At 48.8% G+C, this 21,392-nt stretch carries 18 protein-coding genes; 15 read left to right on the forward strand and 3 right to left on the reverse strand.

Annotation, left to right across the window (positions count from 1 at the left end):
• From D469_RS0116630 to D469_RS0116650, 5 genes are all read left to right on the forward strand, one after another.
• Nucleotides 1–257: IS3 family transposase (locus tag D469_RS0116630; RefSeq protein WP_018923921.1), on the forward strand; the 257-nt coding region annotated here is incomplete at its 5' end.
• 209 nt (nucleotides 258–466) lie between these two features.
• Complete coding sequence (locus D469_RS0116635; protein WP_018924520.1) at nucleotides 467–1,624, forward strand: MFS transporter; 1,158 nt, start codon at nucleotides 467–469, stop codon at nucleotides 1,622–1,624.
• Nucleotides 1,625–1,814: 190 nt separating this feature from the next.
• Complete coding sequence (locus D469_RS0116640; protein WP_018924521.1) at nucleotides 1,815–2,993, forward strand: pyridoxal phosphate-dependent aminotransferase; 1,179 nt, start codon at nucleotides 1,815–1,817, stop codon at nucleotides 2,991–2,993.
• A 25-nt stretch (nucleotides 2,994–3,018) separates the two neighbouring features.
• On the forward strand, nucleotides 3,019–3,303 hold the full coding sequence (locus tag D469_RS0116645; RefSeq protein ID WP_018924522.1) for a YciI family protein: 285 nt from the start codon (nucleotides 3,019–3,021) through the stop codon (nucleotides 3,301–3,303).
• A 460-nt stretch (nucleotides 3,304–3,763) separates the two neighbouring features.
• Nucleotides 3,764–5,008, forward strand: coding sequence for a GTPase family protein (locus D469_RS0116650; protein WP_018924523.1), 1,245 nt, complete (start codon nucleotides 3,764–3,766; stop codon nucleotides 5,006–5,008).
• 584 nt (nucleotides 5,009–5,592) lie between these two features.
• Here the strand turns inward: D469_RS0116650 and D469_RS0116655 are convergent.
• Nucleotides 5,593–6,561 carry a sugar phosphate isomerase/epimerase family protein gene (locus tag D469_RS0116655; RefSeq protein WP_018924524.1) on the reverse strand — a complete coding sequence of 323 codons (969 nt, stop codon included), beginning with the start codon at nucleotides 6,559–6,561 and terminating at the stop codon, nucleotides 5,593–5,595.
• 307 nt (nucleotides 6,562–6,868) lie between these two features.
• Here D469_RS0116655 and D469_RS0116660 point away from each other — a divergent pair, with 307 nt between their 5' ends.
• The 7 genes from D469_RS0116660 to D469_RS0116690 all read left to right on the forward strand — a co-directional run bounded on the left by D469_RS0116660 (nucleotide 6,869) and on the right by D469_RS0116690 (nucleotide 14,857).
• Nucleotides 6,869–7,864, forward strand: a complete 996-nt coding sequence (locus tag D469_RS0116660; RefSeq protein WP_018924525.1) for a LacI family DNA-binding transcriptional regulator — start codon at nucleotides 6,869–6,871, stop codon at nucleotides 7,862–7,864.
• 378 nt (nucleotides 7,865–8,242) lie between these two features.
• Nucleotides 8,243–9,220, forward strand: coding sequence for a substrate-binding domain-containing protein (locus tag D469_RS0116665; RefSeq protein ID WP_018924526.1), 978 nt, complete (start codon nucleotides 8,243–8,245; stop codon nucleotides 9,218–9,220).
• 81 nt (nucleotides 9,221–9,301) lie between these two features.
• Entirely contained in the window at nucleotides 9,302–10,813 is a 1,512-nt protein-coding gene (locus D469_RS0116670) for an ATP-binding cassette domain-containing protein (RefSeq protein WP_018924527.1), read from the forward strand.
• Nucleotides 10,806–11,774, forward strand: coding sequence for an ABC transporter permease (locus D469_RS0116675; protein ID WP_018924528.1), 969 nt, complete (start codon nucleotides 10,806–10,808; stop codon nucleotides 11,772–11,774). The genes D469_RS0116670 and D469_RS0116675 overlap by 8 nt, the downstream gene beginning before the upstream one ends.
• Nucleotides 11,775–11,802: 28 nt before the next feature.
• Complete coding sequence (locus tag D469_RS0116680; protein WP_018924529.1) at nucleotides 11,803–12,843, forward strand: Gfo/Idh/MocA family protein; 1,041 nt, start codon at nucleotides 11,803–11,805, stop codon at nucleotides 12,841–12,843.
• Between the two features lie 178 nt (nucleotides 12,844–13,021).
• Entirely contained in the window at nucleotides 13,022–13,537 is a 516-nt protein-coding gene (locus D469_RS20690) for a thermonuclease family protein (RefSeq protein ID WP_018924530.1), read from the forward strand.
• A gap of 516 nt (nucleotides 13,538–14,053) precedes the next feature.
• Nucleotides 14,054–14,857, forward strand: a complete 804-nt coding sequence (locus D469_RS0116690; protein WP_018924531.1) for a histidine phosphatase family protein — start codon at nucleotides 14,054–14,056, stop codon at nucleotides 14,855–14,857.
• A 193-nt stretch (nucleotides 14,858–15,050) separates the two neighbouring features.
• Here the strand turns inward: D469_RS0116690 and D469_RS0116695 are convergent, their stop codons facing one another.
• Complete coding sequence (locus D469_RS0116695) at nucleotides 15,051–16,760, reverse strand: GMC family oxidoreductase N-terminal domain-containing protein (protein WP_018924532.1); 1,710 nt, start codon at nucleotides 16,758–16,760, stop codon at nucleotides 15,051–15,053.
• Nucleotides 16,757–17,503, reverse strand: a complete 747-nt coding sequence (locus tag D469_RS0116700; protein ID WP_018924533.1) for a hypothetical protein — start codon at nucleotides 17,501–17,503, stop codon at nucleotides 16,757–16,759. The genes D469_RS0116695 and D469_RS0116700 overlap by 4 nt, the downstream gene beginning before the upstream one ends.
• 419 nt (nucleotides 17,504–17,922) lie before the next feature.
• Here D469_RS0116700 and cobO point away from each other — a divergent pair, with 419 nt between their 5' ends.
• From cobO to D469_RS0116715, 3 genes are read left to right on the forward strand one after another with little or no spacing between them, the layout of a single operon-like run.
• Entirely contained in the window at nucleotides 17,923–18,465 is a 543-nt protein-coding gene (gene cobO / locus D469_RS0116705) for a cob(I)yrinic acid a,c-diamide adenosyltransferase (protein WP_018924534.1), read from the forward strand.
• A gap of 51 nt (nucleotides 18,466–18,516) precedes the next feature.
• The gene (locus D469_RS0116710; protein WP_018924535.1) at nucleotides 18,517–19,884 is read left to right on the forward strand and encodes a cobyrinic acid a,c-diamide synthase CobB; all 1,368 of its coding nucleotides are present in this window, start codon (nucleotides 18,517–18,519) and stop codon (nucleotides 19,882–19,884) included.
• Nucleotides 19,877–21,391 (forward strand): cobyric acid synthase, encoded by a 1,515-nt coding sequence (locus D469_RS0116715; RefSeq protein WP_018924536.1) that lies wholly within the window; start codon nucleotides 19,877–19,879, stop codon nucleotides 21,389–21,391. Before D469_RS0116710 ends, D469_RS0116715 begins: the two co-directional genes overlap by 8 nt.
• Nucleotide 21,392 lies beyond the last annotated feature (1 nt).

Consider the following 21,392-nt stretch of genomic DNA (forward strand, 5'->3'; position numbering starts at 1 on the left):
ATAAACAAATTGAAGACACATTACACACCTTCGGTATAGAACGTTCTTTAAGTCATAAAGGAACTCCCTATGACAATGCTGTAGCTGAAGCTACATTTAAAACCATTAAAACAGAATTCGTACATAATCAAACGTTCCCTAACCAACAAGAACTTGACCTCCAATTGTTTGATTATGTTCATTGGTTTAATCACATTCGTTTACACAGCTCATTAGGTTATCAGTCTCCCATGGAATTTAAAAAAGCAACTTTATAAATGTGTCCAGTTTGGTGTTGACATACCACGGTCCAGCCCGAAAAAGAAAAAGCGCCGCACAAGCCGGCGCTTCCTAATTCCTTTCCAAAACAAACGGGCTTCCCCTTTCAAAATGAACATTCTGTGTGATTCCGTTCCTTTTTGTCGAAAATGAAGACAGGCTCATATTATAATGGGAGCTAAGAGGTAAAAGTGAAGGAGAAGCTGTTATGTCGCGGATGTTGTATATCGTTATTATCGTTGTGTTTATAGATACGTTTATCCAGCTGCCGATCATTACGCCCTACGCGCTGAGTCTGGGCGCGACTGAAACGCTTGCCGGCGCGATTGTGGCCGTGTATTCGCTTGCGAATATGGCGGGCAATGTGATCGGCGGGCATTGGATTGACCGGATCGGGCGCCGCCCTGTGCTTGTAATTGGTATGGTCAGCGTTGGGGTGATTCTGCTTTTTTATCCGCTGGCGCAAAGCGGGGAACAGCTTTTTGTCATCCGGCTTATCCACGGCTTAGCCGGGGGGGTGTTGATACCCGGTGCTTTTGCGCTGATCGGCGACCGCTCCAGCACGCAGCAAGGCGGCAGGACGATGGCGTTCGCAGGCGCTTCGATCGGAATCGCGGCTATTACGGGGCCGGCGATTGGAGGTGCGCTCGCCGCTCAGGGCGAGTACAGCGCTGTTTTTCTTTTTGTGGCTGGATTGTTTTTAGTAACTGTCCTGGTTGCGTACCGTTATATCCCCGGGCAAAGCACGCCAGGCGCACGCGGGCAGGTGCAGCTGGGCGATTTTGTCCCGCTTATTAAAAATCTCACTCTCCTGCAGGCTTCGCTGGCTGCGTTTGCGCTTATGATCAGCAACGGGACGCTCGCGTTTGCGCTGCCGTTGAAAATCGGAGAAATTGATTTTACCTCGGCCATGACCGGCATGCTGCTGAGCTTGTACGGTATTACCGCTCTCGTTATTTTCGTGACGCCACTTAACCGAGTATATGAACGGGTGGCTCCGCTGAAACTTGTGGTCGCTGGGCTTATCTTAATCGCGGCTTCCCTCGGCCTAGTCAGCTTTGTCGAACACATAGCGCTCCTCGTTACCGCCATGGTGATTTACGGAACCGGCTTTGCGCTGATTTTCCCGTCGATGAACCAGATGGTCGCCAATGCTTCAACGGCACTGGACCGCGGCAAGGCGTACGGTATTTTTTACGCCTTTTTCTCGCTCGGCGTGGTTGCCGGCTCATCGGTGGCAGGATTTGTGGCGGAACAGTGGGGTGTGCCGTTTACCTTCGGCTCCGGCCTGATTCTAATTTGTGCACTTGTCCTTGCCGTTCTCTCGCCAATCAAACAGACGAAAGGAACCTCCGCTGCTTCATAGGAAAGCTGGCGGAGGTTTTTATATGGCGTAAAGTATAAAGCAGAAACCGGCCGCATCCTGGAAGTCAACCCGGACCACAACGAAAAAACAGCCCATATGAAGCAGGAATTCAAGCCCCTTGTATGGAAAAGAAAAGAAGAGAAGAACCTTGTCGAAGCAACCATCACGACACTTAAGGAGGCCCACAACGATGCAGTTTTCTTACGCAGATCGGTTAGAGCGCCTGCCGGACCAATTTTTCGCGGCGCTCGTGGAAAAAGCCAAAAAGGTGCAGAACGAAAAAGGAGACGTGATTAATCTCGGGCAGGGCAACCCGGACCAGCCGACGCCCGACCATATTGTCGAAGCGCTGCAAACGGGGGCGGAAAAGCCAAAATACCACAAGTATTCGCCTTTTCGCGGCCTGCCGAAGTTAAAGGAAGCGGCCGCTTCTTATTATGAGCGTGAATATGGGGTGTCACTTGATCCAGAACGTGAAGTGGCTGTATTGTTCGGGGCGAAGACGGGGCTGGTTGAAATCAGCCAATGTCTGCTCAACCCTGGTGATACCGCGCTCGTTCCTGACCCAGGCTACCCGGACTACTGGTCCGGCATTGCGCTAAGCGGTGCGAAGATGGAGAAGATGCCGCTGACTGCGGAGAATAACTTCCTGCCGGTTTACGACGCGATCCCTGAGAGCGCACTGGAAGCAGCAAAACTTCTCTTCATCAATTATCCGAATAACCCGACCGGTGCCGCGGCTACTGAGTCTTTTTTCAAAGAGACTGTAGATGTGGCAACGAAGCAGGAAATCTGTGTTGTGCACGATTTTGCCTACGGGGCAATCGGGTTTGACGGTTATAAGCCGCCGAGTTTCCTGCAGACGCCGGGCGCGAAGGAAGTCGGTGTGGAGGCGATGACGCTTTCGAAAACGTATAACATGGCGGGCTGGCGTGTGGCGTTTATGGCTGGCAATGAATCGGTGATCGAAGCGATCAACTTAGTTCAAGACCATATGTATTGCAGCTTGTTCGGCGCTGTCCAAGAAGCGGCGGCCGAAGCGTTGACCGGACCCCAGGACAGCGTGCGCGAGCTGGCGGCGCTTTATGAGCGGCGGCGTGACGTGCTGATGGAAGCGGTGTGCGCGATCGGTTGGGACGCAGAAGCCCCGGCGGGATCGTTTTTCGCCTGGCTCCCGGTGGCAGAAGGCTTCACAAGTGAAGGGTTCGCTGATTACGTATTGGAGCACGCGCAAGTGGTCGTGGCCCCGGGGCGTGGCTTTGGGGAGAGCGGCGAAGGCTACGTGCGCGTCGCCCTCCTGGAAGACGAATCGCGTTTGGCCGAAGCGGTCGAACGAATTGGCGCGCTTGGCTTGTTTGGGAAAAAATGATACCTACATATAGGAGGAATGGAAGATGAAGTATTTTGCTGTTTTTTTACCGATGAAAGATAAAGAGAAGAGCGCTGAACACCGACCGGCGCACTTAGAATTTCTAGAGAAAATGAAAGAAGAGAAGAAAGTGCTTATGAATGGAAAGTTCAGCGATGGAAGCGGTGGACTGGTGATTTACCGGGCTAGTGATGAGGATGAAGCGATTTCTTATTTGAAGCAGGATCCGTTCGTTGAAACGGGCGCCCGCGACTGGGAAATTCACGAGTGGGAGCTAGAAACGGCAAGTGACGTGCAGATTGGCGGCTGAGCGGAAGCGGTGCTGATCGCCGGCTTGTGTGCGGCGGGCATGACTTAGAGGATGCGGTGCAGTGCGAGCTGGGCAGGGCATGAACATAGGCAGGCCGCTGTACTGGCTTACGGACAATTGCTCCGTTATTTGCTGATTTCAGCAAATTATATCAAGTACGTTATTTACAAAAAAAGCCACCCAAAAGGCGTTTTGCCACATGAGAGGAAGACATGGCCGTTAGGCAGCCAAAAAGCCGTGATTTGGTCCATTAAGCGGAATAGGTGTCCATTAACCACCGCGAGAAACGAAGAAAAACCAGCCGCCCTTCGTCGCTAGCGGCTGGTTTTTCTATTTTCCGATTTAGATACGCAAAAACGGGGGTTCTGGTATTTTTATGAATAAAAATCATAGAAAGGCGTGGCTTAGTCCTACTACGGGTAAAGCAAGGAATAAGAAACTGAAAAAAGGGGGCAGTGTAGTGGGCTCACATAAAGAAGAAAAATACACGCAAGTGAAAGAATATATGGAGTATGTGCATGAAGGCTTGGATAAAGCGCGACTGCCGGCAAAAGCGAAAGAGGGGATCCGTGCGGAATTGGAAGAGCTGCGTGCTTTCGTATTTGACGCGCGTCCGGCCCGGATTGCAATTGTCGGCAGGCGCGGGGCCGGGAAGTCCAGTTTAATTAATGCGATTTTCGGCGAGGTGAGGGCGGAAGTTGGTGATGTCAAAGCGCAGACAGGCACCGGCTCGTGGTACACCTATTCTTCGGCCTCAGGCGCGCTCGAGATTTTGGATACGCGCGGCCTGGGAGAAGCGGAACGGCCTGAAGAAGCGCATGGAGAAGAGACCTCCCTTGCTGAAGTGCAGGCGGCCATTCAGGACAAGTGCCCGGACGCGATTCTTTTTATCAGCAAAGCCAAGGAAGTCAGCGGCCGCATAGATGAAGACACGAAGCAGCTAGCGGAACTTAAAGCATTCATCCAGGAAAAGCATCAATACGAGGCGCCGTTGATCGGAGTGGTGACGCAAGTAGATGAGCTGAGTCCCAAATCAGCTGACCGCCCACCTTTTGACCACGGTGAAAAACAAAAAAATATCGAGCACGCTCAAGCCATTCTCGCGGACAAATTGGCAGCATCGGCCGGAAGCCCGGTAACAGTGATCCCGGTCGCGGCGTACTTTGAAATCGAAGCAGGTGAAGTAGTATATGACCTGCGCTGGAACGTCGACAAGCTGCTGGACTTTTTGATTGAACAGCTCCCCAATGAAGCGCAAATGGTGCTGGCGAAGCTCTCGAAAGTGCAGGCGATTCAAAAAAAGTTGGCACGCCGGATCGGGAAGCGGATGGCTGGACTCACCGGAGCAGTGGGGGCCCAGCCAATTCCGCTCGCGGACCTTCCCGTCATTACCGGCATGCAAATGACGATGATCAGCACCATCGCACTCATTAGCGGCAGGTCGTTAACCAAAAAAGATATGAAAGACTTTCTCGGCGCGCTCGGCGTGAACGTCGCCGCCGGTTTTGCCTTCAGGCAGCTCGCCCGCCAGCTGGCCCGGCTGTTCCCGGTTGCCGGGCACGCCGTCTCCGGGGCGGTAGCTTATGCCGGGACGTACGCTTTAGCGGAAGCAGCGATCGCTTATTTTATCGAAGAACGCTCGCTTACCAACGTCAAAGCCGTTTTTCAGAACGAATTTCAACAGAAGCGAGAGGAGAACGAATAAAGGTTGACCGTCCGGCGCTTGCAGAAATAAGCCGTATGTAGGTGGGATTCTTCGGTCAGAGAGGTTCCGCCTCCGCTTAAATGTCCGTGCCAGCAGCCTAGCCGTGTTTTGGGCAACGGCCTGTCTCAAAAGGGAAGCCCCTTTCTACTCATCATAGGAAAACTGGATGATTCCGTTCGCGCCGCTGACATACCGCAAATAGAGGAGGGAAAACGCGTGACGCCGCACTCGTGTAGAGTGACGCCACACTCGTGTAGAGTGACGCCACACTCGTGTAGAGTGACGCCACACTGGAGTAGAGTGATGCCACACTCGGTTAGAGAGACGCCACACTGGAGTAGAGAGACGCCACACCTGAGTAGAGAGACGCCGCACTCGGTTAGAGAGACGCCACACCTGAGTCGCGTGACGTCACACTAATGAGCCGCGATGCCACCTTCACTCCTCGTCACTACGCATCCTGAAAGCGAGACTACGCACCCGCTCCATGTTTTAGAGCTGGGTTGTACTTTCCGTAGTTTTTTCAGCCCCCGTTTTAAGGTTATATACCTATCCCACCATTCCCGCTCCGAAGAAGATGGAAATTACACCCACCACATGTCTCCCATTGGCTCACGCATCAGCAGCGGCTGTAAATGGTTCACTGCTTTAGAAAAACCTTCATCCACTGACATCAATCCGTCTTCATGTTCAATGCTGATGGCATCGTCATATCCTACCAGCCGGAGCGTGCTGATGATATCGGCCCATACTTTACTATCATGTCCGTAGCCTACTGTCCGGAACTGCCAGGCGCGGTCGAGCATCTTGTCATAGGTCTGCATATCGGTAATTCCGTGTTTATGGATGTTGACAGGGTCAATCGTCGCGTCTTTGGCATGGAAGTGATGCAGCGCGTTTGCTTCCCCTAGTATTCGTATGGCTTGAACCGGATCAATGCCCTGCCACCACATATGGCTGGGGTCTAAATTTGCTCCGAGTGCGTCTCCCGTAGCTTCTCGAAGCCGAAGCAGCGTAGCAGGTGAGTGCACGGAAAAGCCCCCGTGGAGTTCCAGCCCGATTTTGACCCCGTGCGCGGATGCGTACGCCTCTGCCTCTTTCCAATAAGGAATTACTTTTTCTTTCCACTGCCAGTCTAAGATTTCTTGATAATCGTTTGGCCACGGGGCAACCGGCCAATTTGGATACTTCGCGTTTTCGTGATCGCCCGGGCACCCTGAAAATGTATTAACGACAGGAACTTCCAGCTTTTCAGCCAGCTTTACCGTTTTCAGAAAAAGTTCATGGTCTTTTTCTGCTATCGATTTCTGCGGGTGCAGTGGATTGCCATGGCAGCTTAAGGCGCTGATTGTTAAATCGTTTTCTTCAAGTGTCTTTTTAAACAAAGCGAATTGATCAGTATCTTCTAATAACAGATCAGGATCACAATGTGAATGGCCGGGATAGCCTCCAGTACCTAGTTCAACAGCCTCCAGGCCATACGTTTTCAACTTTTTAGCTAACTGTTCCAACGAAAGGTGTGAATATAAGACGGTAAAAACCCCTAATTTCAAAGAAAAATCCCCCTTTAAGAATAATTGATGTAACGGTTTACATAAATTAAGTATAGATTGAAAGGGTTTACAACGTCAATTTAAAACTTAAAATAAACAAATTTTCAAATATTTATTGACAAAAATGAGAACGTAAACTATATTTTTTGTAACGGATTACATTAAATTTAATTCCTCAAACTCCTAAATATGTATCCGTGTTAACCAAGAACTATTTTCATCACATTTTATAATTGAGGTTAAGCAGAAAGCGGCTAAATTTATTACAATAAGAGAGAAACTATCGATGAAAGTAGGAGAACGGTTCATGTTAAACATCCATAAGGTTGCCGAGGAAGCAGGCGTTTCCGTAGCCACTGTATCAAGAGTTATCAACAATCAAGGAACTGTCGCGAAAAAGACGCAGGAAAAAGTAGAGAAAGTCATAAGCCGGTTAAACTATGAGCCGAACATGTTGGGGAGAAATCTCCGCAACTCTGAAAGCCGCTTAATCATGGTCCTTGTGCCGACGATCTCCAATCCTTTTTATGCGCAGATTGTGCAAGGTATTGAAGACATTGTTAGAAAAGAAAACTATAATGTCTTTCTATGTACGACCGATTCAGAACCTGAACGAGAAAAAGTGTTTTTAGACTACGTGAGACAGAAGCTCACCGATGGCGTTATATTTATGGACCCGGCTGTGGAGGTCGAGATGCTGCAGGACCTGGCTAATCGCTACCCAGTGATTCAATGCTGTGAATACAATGAAGATTTGAATATTCCATATATCTCCATTGATGACACCCAGGCTTCTTATAAAGCAGTTAAGCATTTAATCACGATGGGCCATGAAAAGATTGCGATTATCAATTCCGATGAAACGTTTCAGTATGCAAGAAACCGAAAAAAAGGGTACTTGAAAGCGTTAGAGGAATACGGGCTGCCGATTAAAGACGAATGGATCCTTAAAAATTCAGAACTGAACTTTGAAGCGGGCCAGAATTCAATGAGGAAGCTGCTTAGAGCAGATGATAAACCAACAGCCATTTTTGCCGTATCTGATATTTTAGCGATTGGCGCCTTGAAACGTATGAATGAAGAAGGCCTGCAGGCTCCTGAAGATATAGCAGTCGTAGGCTTTGATAACATTCCGTTTGCCAGCATGACGAACCCTGCCCTTACAACGATTGCACAGCCTATGTATGAAATCGGTTCGCAGGCAGCTAAAATGCTGTTCCAAAAAATCAACACTCCCGACGAACCGGTCAGCAGCACGCTGCTTGATAACGAACTCATTATAAGAGAATCAACGCTGGGGTAAGCGCGCGGACTGTGTTGTGCTTCCCAAGAGCAAAATTGTAAACGGATTCAAAACGTTATATAAGCGTGGCGGCGAATAATGTGGAAGCTTCGCCGTCTCTCCTTACCTATTTTAGTGACCACCAACATGAGATTTTCCGTTATGTGAAGCAACAATATAACTCAAACATACATGATAGCGCAAAGCGGCCATGGTTCTTAGTTTAAATGGCTTGCTATAACAGCGCTATAAAAGTAAATATTTATCAAAAATAGAAAAAATTTTATTTAGAAAATTATCAATTTTACAATCGGCTTAACTTCCGCAATTAAATAGTGCAAGTCGCGATTGCGGAATTTTTATAAGCATCATTTTTCACCAAATATAGGAGGGGTTGAAATGAAGAGTTTAAAGTTGCATATCACGGGGGGCATCACGTTACTTATGCTTCTGGCAGCATGTGGCGGGGATGAGGAAAGCGCGGCAGAAGGGGGAGATGGCAGCGGCGACGGTGATGGAGACGGCCCGGTAATCGGCATGTCTTTTCCAGAAGCTGACCATGGGTTCTTAGGAGCTATTATTACGAATGCGCAGCATGAAATCGAAGAACAAGGGTATGACCATATTATGGTTACCGCTTCTGACCCGAACCAGCAGGCGAATGACATCGACGATTTGATTTCTCAAAATGTTGATATTATCGTCATGCTGCCGACGGAGTCTGATGCAATGACGCCGGTTGCGGAAAATATTGAAGCTGCAGATATTCCTCTTGTCGTGGTAGATAGAGAATTAGAGAGTGACAATTATACCCATCTCGTAAAAGGGGACAATTTAGGAATTGGCCAAGAAGCAGGGGAGTACTTTGTTGAAGAGCTGGACGGAGAAGGCCAAGTGGTTGAAATTATTGGCACGCCGTCTTCAGTGACTGATTTAAGAACGCAGGGCTTTGAAGAGTCGATTGAAGGTTCCGATATCGAAGTTATTACCCAGCAGTCCGGCGAATTTCAAACTGAGCAGTCCTTATCTGTCATGGAAGATGTGTTAACCGCCCACTCGGAAATTGACGCTGTTTACACGCACGATGATGAAATGGCATTAGGTGTCCTGCAGGCGATTGAAGAAGCAGGCAGAGATGATATTCAATTTGTGACCGGGGCTGGAGGCCATAAAGGCGTCTACGGACTTATCCAAGAAGACGAAACAGTGGTTGAGGCTACCTTCTATTATTCTCCGTTGATGGTTAAAGACGGGATCCAGGTAGCGGTGGATGTATTAGAAGGTAATCCGCCGGAAGAACAGGACATTGTTCTGGAAGCGACAAGAATTACGGTTGAAAATGTCGATGAATTTTACGACGAGGATGCGGTGTACTAAACCGTTCCAGACTAACAAATTGGTCAATGAAGCCGGGGAACTTTTACCCGGTTTCATTGCTAAGTATGGAGGTGAGGATAAGTGAGCGATTATTTACTGGAAATGGAGGGAATCTATAAGGCTTTTAGTAAAGTCGAGGTTCTTAAAGGCGTTGATTTAAAAGTAAATAAAGGAGAGATTCATGCTCTTCTCGGGGAGAATGGCGCAGGCAAATCGACATTGATGAATATATTAGGCGGCGTTCTTCGCGCTGATGCCGGCACTACTGCGCTGCAGGGGGAAAAGCAGGCTTTCTTAAAACCGGGGGATTCAAAAGAAGCGGGGATCAGTTTCATTCACCAGGAGCTGAATGTCATTTCCGACTTAACGATCTATGAAAATTTATACCTGGGCAAGGAAGCCACAACTAAAGGATTGTTAAATACTAGAAAAATGATCAAAGAGACGCAAAACATACTGGATAAAATGGACGTGGCCTTAGACCCGAAAACGTATGTCCGCGATTTGGATACATCTTATAAACAAATTGTAGAAATCGCCAAAGCGCTGTTAGAAGACTCGAAGATTATCATTATGGATGAACCTACTACTTCGTTAACAGATAACGAAATCAGCAATCTGATGAAACTGATGAAGTCTTTAAAAGCATCCGGGGTAAGCATTATTTATATTTCTCACAAATTAAAAGAAGTATTGCATGTCTGTGACCGTTATTCGGTGTTACGGAATGGAGAATTTGTCGGTTCCGGTTCTATCCGTGACACAGACGAAGAACAAATCACGAAGCTCATGGTCGGTAAAGAGCTTGCCAAAGAAGAGCATTATACTAAGCGGCCGATCGGCAGCTCCAAATTAAGAGTCGAAAACTTCAGCGACGGCACGTATTTTCGAAACATCAGCTTTGACGCGCGGGCCGGAGAAGTATTGGGGTTCACCGGGCTTTCCGGAGACGGCAGGTCTGAATTGTTTGAAACGATTTTTGGGTTTAGGAAACAGCCTTCCAGGGCCCGTATCATGGTAAATGGCAAGCCGGTAAAAATAAAAAACCCTGGAGACGCCATTCGCGCAAAAATCGGCTTGGTTCCTAAGAATCGAAAAGAAAATGCCATTATCAAAGATATGAGCGTCATGCATAACATGAGTGTCGCCGGGCTCGATCACTTTCTCACCTTTGGTTTTATTCAAAGTAGAAAAGAAAAAAGTAAGTTTCAAGCCTACAGAGAAAAGTTAAACATCAAGGTCTCAGACCCCAATTATCCGATTACTAATTTAAGCGGAGGCAACCAGCAGAAGGTCGTCTTGGCCAAATGGCTTGAAGTAAACACCGATATCATCATTTTGGATAATCCGACGCAAGGAATTGACGTTGGCGCCAAAAGTGAAATTTACCACCTGATTCAAGAATTAGCGGAACAGGGGAAAGCGATTATCGTGTTATCAACGGAAGTTCCCGAACTACAAAAAATATGCGACCGCCTTCTCGTCATGTACCAGGGAGAAATCGCCGCGGAACTAGGACGGGAAGAGATCACTGAAGAAACAATTTTACTTCATGCAACAGGGTCAAAAAGAGAGGAATATGCGTATGGCTAATCCGGCGGTTAATCCAGTAAATAAAGGATATGTAAGTAGTCGTTTATCATGGCTTTGGTCTGAATACAGCGTGGTTATTGCCTTTGTGGTTTTGCTTCTGTTTGCCACGATCATGCATGATGGCTTTTTAACCTATGCCAATATGTCGAATATTTTCAGGCAGGTAGCTGTTATTGGCATCATTTCTCTAGGTATGACGGTGGTCATGATTTCCGGCGGGATTGATTTATCAGTCGGTTCGGTATTGGCGTTCATAGGTGCCATTACGATGATCGTTTTAAATGATACAGGAAGTGTGCTCGCAGCCATTGCGGCAGCTTTGTTTTTCGGACTGTTTATCGGTTTTTTAAATGGCGTGATGATCAGCAAAGGAAAAATCGCCGCCTTTATTGTGACGTTAGGGGTAATGGCGGCTGCCAGGTCACTCGGTTTATATATTGCGGACGGCGGCAGCATTTCTGGTGACGTAGATGCATTTCGGTTGATATCAAACAGTACCTTGTTCAATGTGCCTTATCCGATCATTATTTTTCTACTCCTGACCGTGCTCCTGCATTTACTTATGAATAAAACAAAATTCGGGCGCCATGTGTACGCGATTGGCAGTAATGAAAAGGGAGCCCTCCTCTCAGGGATTCCAGTCGACAGAGTGAAAATAATGGCTTATATGCTGTGTACCTTTTTAGTAGGGGTTGCAAGTATCATAGAATCTTCACGGCTTGGCTCTGTTTCTACATCCAATACGGGTCATCTCTATGAATTGGACGCCATTGCGGCTGTTATTATCGGCGGCACGAGAATGAATGGAGGCAAAGGGAAAATAATCGGAACATTTTTTGGCATTCTTATTTTGGGTGTTCTAAATAACATAATGAACTTGATGGGTATTTCTCCATATCTGCAAGGTGTGGTGAAAGGTGTCATTATTATTGTCGCTGTGCTGCTGCAAAAGAGAACGTAGCAGCGCTGAAGGGATAGGAGGAACGTGAATGACAGTTAAAGTAGGAATTGTAGGCTGCGGGTCCATTACTAGGCACAGGCATGCGCCGGAATATGTGAATAATAAGGACGCTGAAATTGTTGCCTTTTACGACCCGACCGACATTGAAAGAGCGCATCGTTTAGCGCAGGGGTTTGGGGGGCGCGCAGTCGCTTCCCTGGAGGAAATGCTGGAAGACCCGGCCATTGACGCAGTAAGTGATTGTTCCACGAATGAACTGCACCACATTATTACATCGAAAGCGTTAGAGCACGGCAAGCACGTCCTTTGTGAAAAACCAATAGCCTCAACGGTAGAACAAGCGGAAATCGTCATTGAAGCACAAAAGCGGTCGGGTAAAATTTTGATGCTTGATCATAACCAGCGCTTGCTCCGCACGCACCAGAAGGCCAAAGAAATTCTGGAAACGGGTGAAATGGGCAGGGTCTTAACATTTCGTACCACTTTCGGGCACCAAGGGCCGGAACATTGGAGCGCCAGTAAAAGCAAATCCCCCTGGTTCTTTAAGAAAGATCGCTCTGCCCTGGGAGTAGCGGGTGATTTAGGCATTCATAAAGTCGATTTGATTCGTTATTTGCTTCAAGATGAAGTTGCGTTTATTTCTTCCTACGAAGGGGCCTTAGATAAGACGGACGAACAAGGTGAACCGATTGAAGTTTGCGATAATATGGTCTGTATTATAAAAATGGAAAGCGGAGCCTTGGGAACCGGCGCCTTCAGCTGGACGTACTACGGCCAGGAAGATAATAGCACTGTCCTCTATTGCGAAAAAGGAATGATGAAGTTATACGACAGCCATGATTGTCAGCTAGAAATCATTAAACACGACGGTGAGACGGTTAAGTATGAATTAGAAGCCATTCAGACGAATGATAACCAAACGAACAGCGGCGTGATTGATGCGTTTATCGAAGCTGTCGTACAAGGAACGGAACCACCCGTCGTAGGCGAGGACGGGTTAACCGCCCTCCAAATCATTTATGCAGCCATGGATTCTTCAGAAAGCGAGGCCTCAGCCTCTGTTAAGTAAGCGTACACTTCCCCCTATGTAAGCCTTGAGAGAGCCGGCCTCTCCAAGGCTTTTTTTCGCTAAACGAGGCTTCTTTTTGTATAATGATTAGTATTTTACAGAGAATGATTAGTATTTGCTTGAGAATGATCAGTATTTGTCCGGTAAGCATGGATGTAAGGGTTGAAAGGAGAGGCGAATGTATCGAGTCATTATGCTGTTAGCGTTGGTAAACATAGTGGCCGGCTGCGGCTCTGTCATCGACGAACGGGACCCGCCGCCAAATCTGGAAGAGAAAGATGTCGTGCAAGGAGAAGTGTCCTACATTGTGGACGGCGACACCTTTGATGTGGTTATTAAAGGCGAGGGAGAAGAACGGGTGCGCCCGATTTTAGTGGACGCCCCGGAAATTTGTCACGAGCACAGCCCTGCCGGCTGCGAGCCTGAACCATATGGCGAAAAAGCCGATGAATTTGCGGAAGAGCTCTTGCTGGGAGAAACGGTGTTTTTAGAACGCGACGTTTCGGAGCGCGACCAATACGACCGCTTGCTCTACTACGTGTACTTAGAAGAGGGGGAGATGTATCAAGAGCGGCTATTAGAAGAAGGGTTGGCCGAAGTGGTAGTCTTTGAGCCGGACGTGCGTTATAAAGAGGAATTTTTCGAGATTGAAGCAGAAGCGCGGGAAGCAGGCCGTGGAAGGTGGTCCGAGTGATCAAGGAGTAGCAGCTTGCATATCCCCGCTGCTGGTTATCTTTCAAATTTCCTTCAAGGCGTTCCTGTTGAAAACGTCCAATTTTAACCGTAAACGTACGAGAATCTTGTCGAAACGTCCAAGAATCTTGTCGAACTGTCCAAATTGAGGGTCAAAACGTCCACTTTTTCGCTAAAACGTCCAAGTTACCCCTTGAGGCGCTTATAAATCATACGCTCGAAAGGTGAAGAACCGCAGTTAGTCATGATGCGCTCTTGCAACGCAACAAGCGGGCCTGGTGAGTGGGCTCCCCGATCGAATGCAACGCTCTCCGCCGCAACGTAGGCACGACGGGGTCAAACGAAGTGAAGGCCAAGCCGCTTCCCCCTTGCGCCTGCCGTGAAAGCGTCTGTCTGCAGCGAAGGAAAAGAGCCTTCCCAATGAAGCAACACCCCTTTCGTGAATTTTTTCACATAGGCTCTCGTCATGCACAGTTCAGGGCGAATGACATACAATACCCAAGGTGAAAAATCTAGAATGGATGATGTTGAAGGGGAAATGACGTTGCGAAAACAACAATATCTGGGTATGTGGCTCACTCCTGAACAACTCGCTTTGTATCATGCTGCCCAGGCAGAGCGGTTTGAACAGCTAAAGGCAGCCTCGATAAACAATCCAGCTTTATATTACTATTTTGGCGACCATCAATTTATCAATCAAGCTTTGGCTGCCCGTTATAAACGAATGTCTAAAATCGCGGTGGAAACGAAGAGAAAGAAATTAGCGCAAACCTCCCGTAACCGCTCGCTCCTAAATGGACTGCGTGAAGGGGGGTATATCCTCTATGCCCGCCATGCAGAAGCTACGGTGGGAGCAGATCAACCGGAATTGGATTTTGATGACTGTGCTACCCAGCGAAATCTTTCCGATGAAGGGAGAAGACAAGCAGAAACGTATGGAGCCGCTCTTCGCAGCTTAGGGGTTCCGGTTGCACATCCGGTGACGGCCAGCCCATTTTGCAGAGCGATTGAGACAGCTGAGTTGGCTTTCGGTGAAGAAAACGTGGAAGTCGAAGAGGAATGGGTGGAAGTCTATGATTTATTTGCCGCGGCCACCGAGGAAGAACAGGCGCAGCTTATCAATGACCTGATGCCCCTGTTTGAAGTCCAACCGCCAGCCGGGGAAAATCAAGTCATTATTGCGCACAGCTTTCCGCCGGATGTCGGCTTTGGGGAAATTCCAGACATGGGCACCGTGGTCGTGGAACCGTACGGGGAAGGTCAAGGCTTTGAAGCGGTCGCTTATTTAACCTTGGAAGATTGGATGAATCTAAACAGTTAATAGTAACTTTGAAAAAGAAAACCTGAACGCGGCATTTGTGAAGAGGGCTGCACACGCGTAAGGCACCGGTCTTCTGCGCAGGGCGGAAAATTCGGTGCCTTCATTAGCGAATACATAACATTCCACATGATTTACATAACATTCGCGAACAAATACGTAATATTCACCACAAAATACATAACTCTCCCCAGGCTCAACTGAAATATTTCAGTGCGATTTTTTCAGCAGTCCGCGTGGTAAGCGCTTGGGTGGTTAAGGTCGGGTTCGGCCCGCCAATGCCGTTATAATGGGCGCTGTTGTCAGCGATAAACAGACGTTTCACCTGGTAGGCTTCACAATTTGTGTCTACGACAAAGCCCATGCGCATCGTCGATTCAATATGGGCAAATAAATGAGCGGGCCAGTCGGTGCGGATGATCTGCTTTGCACCGGCATGGCGCAGAATATCGGCGGAAATTTTGACAAGCTGTTCTCTCTTTTTTTTATCCTCTTGGCTTGCTGTGTACCTAACCACGGGGACAGGCCCGTGCTCATCTTTTAAATTAGTATCCAAACTGATGCCGTTCTTCTTATGCGGCTGGTCATCGGTTAAGATCATGATGCTTAATGTGTTTCTATACTGATTCATGAGCTCGCGTAATTCATCTCCGGTGACTCTTCCTTTTTTATCCCAATAAGGGTTGGGTGAATCGGTCTGTGCATAGTGATAACCGCTGTCCGTAAAGCCAAATGTCAAAGAAGCAAACAGGCCGGGGCTCACGCCGGACGGCTGAATACAGCCGAGGCCGGGATAATCCAGCCGTCCTCCTGAGGTAGGGCCGGTAAATGGGTTCACATGAGGTTCGCCGAGAATGTTCATTAACTCCTTCTCATCAAAGACCCCTGTGATCCAGTCCCAATAATGGTTGGTCAGTCCTCTGCCTACCCAGTCATTTTGGGGAAGGCCGGAGTTCAGCCATAATCGTGGTGTTTCAATACAGCCTGCGGCCATCACCACGACTTTTGCGTATAATTCGCCGATTTCCCCAGTCCATGTGTCTTTGTATTGAACACCTGTGGCGCGAATGCCTTCTTTATCGTCCTCTTCCGTTAAAATTTTAATCGTATAACTGTTCGGCCTGATGTCGACGTTGTTTGTTTTCAGCGCCAGTGGAACATAACTTACATTGGTTCCGCGTTTAGCTGTTTTATCAACGGAAGGGCCGTGCGGGCAGCCGTTGACGCAGTGACCGCAAAGGGTGCAGCCTTCCATTTTGGATAACTCTTCAGTACTAAGCGACGTATCCATCAATTGGTCATTTGGATGGAGTATTGCATTAGGCTGGGGCCGGTATCCGGGGGACGTCGGATTTAGCGTGTTGATCATGGACCAGCCTGCCTTATCGGCTCCGTAATAAAATAATTCTTCTTTGGGCGTAGTGGGGGCTGGCCGAACGGGCAGGGTGGCTTCAGCTTTTTCATAGTAAGGGATTAATTCCCGGTAAGAGAGCGGCCAGACGCCGTCAATCGCGCTCGCGTACCCACGCGGCGAATTGGCCCAGTAGTGCTGGGTCGTGCCGCCCACCCCTGCAGCCTGCCAAACCAGACCATTTTTAGGGACATTCCTATGCCAGGACGGACGGCGGCGGTCTGCGGGGCCCCACCTTATACGGCCGAATTCATACTCGTTCATCGTGTTTTCATGCTTGGTAAACTGATTTCGGAAGAGGGCGATATCAAGATCTTCAGCGCTGTTGCTGCTGACGCTTCCTTTTTCCCGGTTCGGCTCGCTCCACTTCTTATTCCCATACCAAGGACCAGCTTCGAGGACAATCACTTTGATGCCTAATTCGCCAAGTTCTTTGGCAGCTACAGCACCGCCTCCTCCGGCCCCGATGATGATGACATCCGCATCGAAACTCATTCTCTCCCCTCCCCATCTGCGAATTCTTTAACTAAAAATCCTCGCAAAGAGCGGTGGCCATAGGAGGGGCCAGGATAACCGAGACTGTCCCAAATAAACGGCTGTCTTTCCTGGCGCCGGTCTTCCGGGTAAGCCAGCCTGGTTGCCCCGTAGGAAAACCATTCGGAATAATAACCGAACATGACCATTTGGTGAAGGACCGTGACGATGTTTTTGACAAGATCGGCATTATTTTGAAAGGGCAGCGGTAACAGGTGCAGGTCGACTTGAGTATTTTCAAGTAAACGGACGGCTTCCAGGCGGTCGTTAGAAGAAAGTGAGGCAAATGGGCCTCCGTCCGGATTAACTGAAAAGTCAGGAAGACGCATCGAACCGGAAACGATTTGGTGGGAAGCTCCGATATCTAGTAACTGAGCCACAGGGGTAGATAAGGGAATCGTTTTTACGCCCCATTCCCCTTGCATGGCTATATAATGATTTAAGCTCCAAATCATATATTCATCCAAGCGCAAGTCCAAAGCGCCCAACGTCGATGGAATGATAGCATCAACGAATGCCATAAAAGTAGCTTTGGTATGAGCAGGGCTTGGAATCTCGGGGTCATGAGCCGGCAAGTGTACCGAGTCTTTCCAATGAGGCGATGTGCCCTGCTTCTTTGCTTCCGGGTTCGCCAGTACACTTTTGAATTGTTCGAAAATTTTGTCCAGGTGCCTATGCCCGGATGAAGATTGGCCTTTATCCATCGCCCAAGCGTCCTCCCATTTTGTGCATTTTGCCACAGTATTGGTATTGAACGACCTGGATATACCTTCCTGAAGGAATAATATAGTGGACGAATGTGCTCGTCCGTTCTTTTAAAAGGTAGCAGTTCTACGTTAGATGGTTGCAGATAGGCTGCATTTGCGAGCAAATACGTAACATTGCCGTTTTTCAAAGTCGATCTGGCTTCTCTGAGCGGATGAAACGCTCAAGACTAAGCCGAGGCCACCCTTGTGCCTGAGGTGAAAGCGCCCGCCTGAAGCGAAGTCAGAACGAGCCACTCTCCATTAAAAATACTACCTCTTCGAAATTTTAGCTGAATTGACTACAGCAGAACTAGCAGTCTTGCGTTACAATGATCAAGGTAGAGGTTACTTATTAAACGTTTGGGGAGGTATGAGGTATGGAAAAAGGTCAGCGTGGCTTAACTCTCGTCTATACCGGAAATGGAAAAGGCAAAACAACGGCAGCGATGGGGCTGGCGCTCAGAGCAACCGGCCGGGGGATGAAGACTAAAATCTATCAATTTATCAAATCAGCCCAGCGCTCGTACGGCGAACAACTAGCCTTCGAGAAGCTTGGGGTGGAGGTTGAACAGCTGGGCATCGGCTTTACGTGGACGAAAACGCCCGAGGAGCACCGGGAAGCGCTACGTACAGCGTGGCCCAAGGCGAAAGAAGCTGTACTCAGCGGGGAATATGATGTCGTCGTTTTGGACGAGCTGAATAATGCGCTCGCGATTGAGAAGTTTCCAATTGATGATGTGCTGCCATTGGAAGAAGTGGTTCAGATGATTAAAGATAAGCCGGAGCATGTACATTTGGTCATAACCGGGCGTGATGCAAAAGAAGAAATTACTACGCTTGCGGACCTCGTGTCAGTCATTGACGTGGAGAAACATTATTACGACGAAGGTGTTCCTGCAGTCAAAGGGATTGAATTTTAAGAAAAGATGAACGGGTAACAGCGTAAGGCCATTAACGAAGGGAGAATAAAAATGGGAGAGCGCAGACTGGTGATTGCAGGAACAGGAAGCGGCTCAGGAAAAACGACGGTAGCGGTCGGCTTAATGAAGGCGTTTAAACAACAAGGCTATGAGGTGCAAGGGTTTAAATGCGGGCCCGATTACATAGACCCCACCTACCACACCGCTGTGACAAAGCGGCGCTCACGGAACTTGGACAGCTGGATGATGACGCCTGAGGTGATGCAGGAAGTACTTCGACGCGGCAGTAAAGAGGTGGATATTTCCATTGTTGAAGGGGTTATGGGTTTTTATGATGGAAAAGACCCAACGTCCAACAAAGGGAGCACAGCAGAGATCAGTGTGCTGACGAAAAGTCCGGTTATTCTTGTGGTCGATTGTGGCGGAGTGGCGCGCAGTGCGGCGGCGATAGTGAAAGGCTTCCAGTCCCTCTCCGCCGACGTTAACATTCAAGGAGTAATCGCCAATCAAGTCGGCAGCAAGCGCCACTTTGAATTGATTCAGGAAGCGGTTGAGTTAGAGTGCGAGATTCCTGTAGTTGGTTATCTTCAAAAAGACGGGGCGCTTACGATGCCGGAACGGCACCTCGGTTTGGTGCCTTCCATTGAGCGAGGCAATCTCGATGATTTTTTTGAAGACTTGGGTGAAAAGGTTACAGCTTCCGTAGACCTGAAGAAGCTATACGATCTGGCAGAAACGAAAGCGCTCGCGGCGGCGAAACCATCCGTCTTTAAGGCAAAGCCGCATCGGGACGTACAAATTGCTGTCGCCCGTGATGCTGCTTTTACGTTTTACTATGAAGAGAATTTAGAACTGCTTGAAGCGTACGGAGCAAACATTGTCTACTTTTCCCCGCTTCAAGACGAGCCAGTACCTGAGGGAACGGACGGCTTGTATTTTGGCGGAGGCTTCCCGGAAGTGTTTGCCGACCAGCTTGCCTCAAACACAACAGCGCTTCAGTCGGTACGGAGCGCGATAGAAAAAGGCATGCCGACTGTGGCAGAATGCGGCGGTTTTATGTATTTGTGCGAGCAGCTCGCAACGGTAGACAACGAGGTTTACCAAATGGTTGGCCTCATTCCTGGGTCGGTGCAGATGCATGAGAGGCTTCAAGCGATCGGCTACCGCGAAGTCCAAGGGGAAAACTTTTTATTAGCAGAAGGACTTGAAGCAAAAGGGCATGAATTCCATTATTCCTCCTTTCAAGCAAACGAGTCGTTCAGCCCGGCCTTTAAAACAAAAGGCATGCGCGGTGAGCAGCAGGAAGGGTATGTACACGCAAATCTTGTGGCGGGTTATACGCATCTTCATTTTGCTTCCTGTCCGGAACTAGTAGAAAACTGGATTACCTGCTGCAAGGAGGAGAAAATGGATGGCTAAAGCTCGTTCTCTCATGATTCAAGGCACCCACTCAGACGCGGGCAAGAGCGCGCTCGTGACGGCGTTTTGTCGTATCTTTGCCCAGGACGGCTATGAGGTGGCTCCGTTTAAATCGCAGAATATGGCGCTGAATTCGTATATTACAGCAGATGGGAAAGAAATCGGGCGGGCGCAGGGCGTGCAGGCTGAGGCCGCAGGTACCGAAGCGACAACAGACATGAACCCGATTCTGCTGAAACCGACCGGAGAACAGTCCTCCCAGGTGGTGGTTCATGGGAAGCCATATGAAACGATGGCTGCTGGCGGCTACCGCGAGCATTTTTTTGAAACAGGCAAACAGCTGATCGGAGAGGCGTATGAGCGGTTGTCCGCGGCTTATGACCATATTGTGATTGAAGGGGCGGGCAGTCCGGCAGAAATCAATTTAAACGACCGTGAGCTCGTCAATATGCGGGTCGCAGAAATTGCGGATGCTCCCGTTATTTTAGTCGGCGATATTGAAAAAGGCGGAGTGTTTGCAAGCCTCGTCGGTACCCTTCAGCTGTTAAAGCCGCATGAGCGTGAGCGGGTGGCGGGGGTTATGATTAATAAATTCCGCGGGGATGTGTCCCTGCTTGAACCGGGTCTTAAATGGTTCGAAGAATACACGGGCATCCCGGTCCTCGGCGTAATCCCGCATATTGATAACTTGCGCATCGAAGCGGAAGATTCGGTGGTGTTGGACCGTTATACTGCTCAAGCTGACCCAACAAAAGCGATCGATATTGCGGTCATCCGACTGCCGCGTATTTCCAACTTCACTGATGCGGATCCTTTTTTTGACGAACCCGATTGCCATGTCCGCTTTGTCAGTCAAGTAGCAGAGCTTGGCGAACCCGACCTCCTCATTCTCCCCGGGAGCAAAAGCACATTGCTGGATCTTACCTTTTTACAGGAGAACGGACTGGCTGAGCGAATTGCCGAACTGGCGCAAGCTAAGAGGACGACGGTGGTAGGTATTTGTGGCGGCTATCAAATGTTGGGACGCACGCTTAGAGATCCGTTTAGCGTCGAATCCGATCTGCAGTATGCGGAAGGGTTAGGGCTTTTGCCGCTTGAAACCTCGATGAGAAAAGAAAAGACGACGGTACGGTCGGAGGGAACCATCAATTTTCAGGACGAAGACATCCCGGTTTCGGGCTACGAGATTCATATGGGTGACTCACAGCTTGAGGAAGGAGCCCGCCCGTTAATTCGTCTCAGCGACCGTAGTGAAGGGGCTGCGGATACAGAAACTGACGTATTTGGAACGTATTTTCACGGCTTGTTTCACAATGACTGCTTTCGAGAATCATTTTTGAACGTGCTCCGCGCGAAAAAAGGGTTAGCTCCTATCAGAGGGCGCCAATCATTTGCCGCACAGCGTGAGGAAGCGTTCGATGAGCTGGCGGCTGTTGTTCGCACTCATTGTGACCTTCAAAAAATCTACCAGATGATGGGCACAGAGAAGGTAGGCGAAGACAAATAGA

It is taken from the genome of Salsuginibacillus kocurii DSM 18087 (assembly GCF_000377705.1).
Classification (GTDB): Bacteria; Bacillota; Bacilli; order Bacillales; family Marinococcaceae; genus Salsuginibacillus; species Salsuginibacillus kocurii.